This window comes from Faecousia intestinalis, from assembly GCF_040096185.1.
Lineage (GTDB): Bacteria > Bacillota > Clostridia > Oscillospirales > Oscillospiraceae > JAZOXB01.
The window spans coordinates 1-3,564 of record NZ_JBBMFF010000134.1 but is presented as its reverse complement, the minus strand read 5'-3'; the positions used below and the strand labels follow the sequence as shown (position 1 = coordinate 3,564).

1 protein-coding gene is annotated in these 3,564 nt (G+C 45.7%); it reads right to left on the bottom strand.

Translation table 11 applies throughout. From position 1 onward, the window contains the following. Nucleotides 1-110: 110 nt before the first annotated feature. Nucleotides 111-3,221 carry an AAA domain-containing protein gene (locus WMO66_RS02790; protein ID WP_349134887.1) on the bottom strand — a complete coding sequence of 1,037 codons (3,111 nt, stop codon included), beginning with the start codon at nt 3,219-3,221 and terminating at the stop codon, nt 111-113. Nucleotides 3,222-3,564 lie beyond the last annotated feature (343 nt).

Below are 3,564 nucleotides of genomic sequence, written 5' to 3'. Positions count from 1 at the left end.
GCGCGGCCCCGGAGGGGCCGTGGCAATCTCTTGCAACAGCCTGCGAATTTGCCGGGGTTTTCCTGCTATCTGGCTGGGTACTACGAGGCCATTACGAAATAGTACTGAGATTATGGCGTTGTCGCTTCCCTGAGCCACAACTTGATCTCTTCTATACACTTTGCTAACTCATCACATATTTGATACACCCAGAAACGCTTAACATCCCAGCCAAGCTCAAATAGACGCTGATTACGCAGCTGATCTCTGTAGCACAGTTCATCGTTCCAATCTCTATGATACATTTCTCCGTCAATTTCTATATCCAGTTTTTTGGAACCGGCGATAATTGCAAAATCGAGCTTATACTTTTCAACCGGGTATTGCGGAATGACATGGATTCCATGATCGAACAGGATACTATAAAAATATCTCTCCCAACCTGAAACCTGTTCCGGATTCGGCACATCGGGATATGCTCGGGTAAGCGGATACGCCGGATCAGATCGTGAATTGACCAGACGATTAAGAGAAAGTTTTCTTACATATGATACAAAGTCTTCGATATGCCGAATTCCGCAATGCGAGCAGAACGTTTCGTTGCCGATAACGATCAGAACGGCACGCGCTCTGGATACGGCTACATTAAACAGGTTCTGCGTTTGGGCTAAGAAGCGCAGTGACGATTGTGAAATCCCATCCGAAATAACAGTTGAAAACAGCATGAGATCGCGTTCGTCACCCTGAAATGCATGAACTGTATCTACGAGGAATTTGTTATTTACCAATGCGAGGCGGAGTGCTTCAAATTTGTCAATTTCTTTTCGAATTTGGTCAGCTTGTGCTCGGAATGGTGTGACAACGCCGATAGAACCACGATACCCTTCAACTAATACAAGCTGAACCAGATTCGAAACGACGGCTTTCACTTCGGAGTAATTGAGAGCACCGCCATTTTGGGGCCGTCTGGATTGACCAGCGATGTCGACCCAATGGATTCCGGCGGACACATTTTTGGGACATACCAGTCGGTCATATGCCGTTGCTATGCGCAGCGTGTCTTTATAGAATTCTGTATTCGAATAACCAATAATGTCACCGTGACTGCGATGATGGTCTCTGAGCGATATGGCCTGAGTAGAATCAATCATGCTTGCAGCAACAGAATACAACGAGCACGCTGAGTATGACCAACGCAGGTCGATGCCGTATTTCTCCAACAGACGAGTATCCTGTGTCGCGGACAATGAACAAATGTGACTTAACTGCTGCTGATCGCCCAAGATAACAGCTTGTTTTGCACGATATAGGAGCGGGAGAACGGAAGCGATATCGCACTGGCTTGCCTCGTCGATAATGACCATATCGTATAATCCGGCCTCAAAAGGGATACGGCTTTTTGCCGATAATGATGTGACGGCGACACAAGGAAGATACTTCTGCATCTTTTCCTGTAGAGTGGTAAACTGCTTCCGTAAGGCAGGATTGTCACAATTGCCGTTGCTCAACTTCATCGCGGTTATAAAATTCGACATGTCTTTACGGCACTCGCGATCTACTTCAGTAGAACATGTTAACAGCCAACTTTTCCAGAGTTCTTTTGCTGTTCCGGCGAGGCCCTGCTTGCTTTTCGAGAGTTCGCAGTCCAGAGCCTCCAGCGATGGGGCCGTAGATAAAGCCTGCAGAGATTTGAGGTAGCTATCGATATTGCGCAAATTTTTGAGCAGCAGTTCACTTTGTTCACATACTTTGCAATGGTAATCTTGCGAGTCGGAACGGGTGTCTATCGTGATTGCAGGCAACTCATATTTTTCAAATAAATTATTTAGATCGTTGGCGGTCTGAATCAGGTCGCTTTCCCTGTGTTTTCCGGATATAAACCAGAACAGTTTTGAGAAAAAGGAGTTTTTAGCAGCCTGAAAATCATGATATGACCTTCTGTATTGCTGATATGCTGCATCACAGTCATAAATACTGTCAGAATTGATAGAGCAAAACCATTTCTCCCAGTTTTTACGCAGTGTGCAGATGGCTTGCTCAGCATGGTCGACACTATTACGCAGACGAACGATTCTAGCCTTTTCCTGAAATAATCGACTGTATTCTGCCAGTTTGTGCTCATATTCTGCCTTATCTTGCTTATATTTTAATTTGCTATCTTCTGCTACGTTGTATGATAAACAATCAGTTACTAATTCTGCTAAACGATTTGCGTATTTATCATTTCCAAGCCGCAGCATGACAGGGCGAGAGCACAATGAGTTTACGCGTTTTTCCACAACGTCGACAGCTTTATTATTCTTGCTGGAAAAGAGAACACTTTTTTTATTCCAAGCGGCGTTGATCAATAGATTTGCCACTACTTGCGATTTTCCCGTACCGGGAGGCCCGGTGACGATTGTAAGCTTTTGCGTTAACGCGTGACGAATAGCAGCTTCCTGTTCTGTGTTCATGGGAAAAACTTCCAGCAATGGAAAATTGGTTTTTGCCCCGGAAGAAGCGGCATCAGCCACGGCATCATGTATCCAGTCGAATAGAGCGGTGTCGCGATATGATGCCTCAGTCAAATTTGCTAAGGCGGAAAGTTCACTTTCCAACCCCACGGTATATGATGATTGAGCGATCGTAAGGCAGATGGCGCGATTATAAACGCCTTCTTCACAAACCGTACTGATAGGAGGATAAGTGGTCAATTGATTCGGGTCTAAAGGTCCACGCCATTGCCACTGGCGTACCTGCTGGAGTTTGGCAACTAATTCACTTGGGCTCAAATTACAATCATTGTCATTGAGACCCAAATCGTTCCCCAAATTGATCAAATCATATATTTGACTGTCTTTATCGCGCTGAGAGTATTGCCGGATTGCTTCTAAATTTATGATTGGCAGTTCAGAAATGGATACAGCACCACCGGAAATCGTGATAGGGAAAAGAAAAACAGGAGTCAAAACAGAATGATTTGTCGCTGACTTTCTTGAAACTATAACTGGATAGCCGACATACGATGTGAGTCGCTTGTCATAAGACAAGCTATGGATCAACAGGGGAATGTTTTCTTCAGAACCAGTAAGGTCGATTCGGGTTAACTCGAAGAAGCGGTGTTCTTGCTGAAGGCTACTTTTGATGTCAAAAGATATATTATTTGAGTTTTCCAAGCTGATGCAATTCAGATAGTAATTGCAGAGACTTTGAAGACGCTTATCGGGGTGCGATGTTTGCTCGTTAGTTGTTTTGGCTTCCATTGTTTACCCCCCTGTTCGGACCGTCAAAGGTAGTAAAGAGTTATTTATTAATATAAAGGCGAGACGGCCGCTCTCGATGCCCCGCCGTACAGCTTTCGTATTTGCCGTGGCTTTCCTGTTATCTAACCGGGTGCTGCGAGATTGCCACGGGCGCAAAGCGCCCTCGCAATGACAAATCTGTTTGCCTTGCGCCGCTGAACCACTGCCTCGATACCTGCAACTGCCAATGGCGCTCAGGGAACGCCGCTACAGACGCAATCGGTTTGTGCGTTTTTATCGGAAGTCTGTGCGAATTGCATGTGCCTCCCCGAGATTGCCACGGCCCCTTTGGGGCCTCGCAATG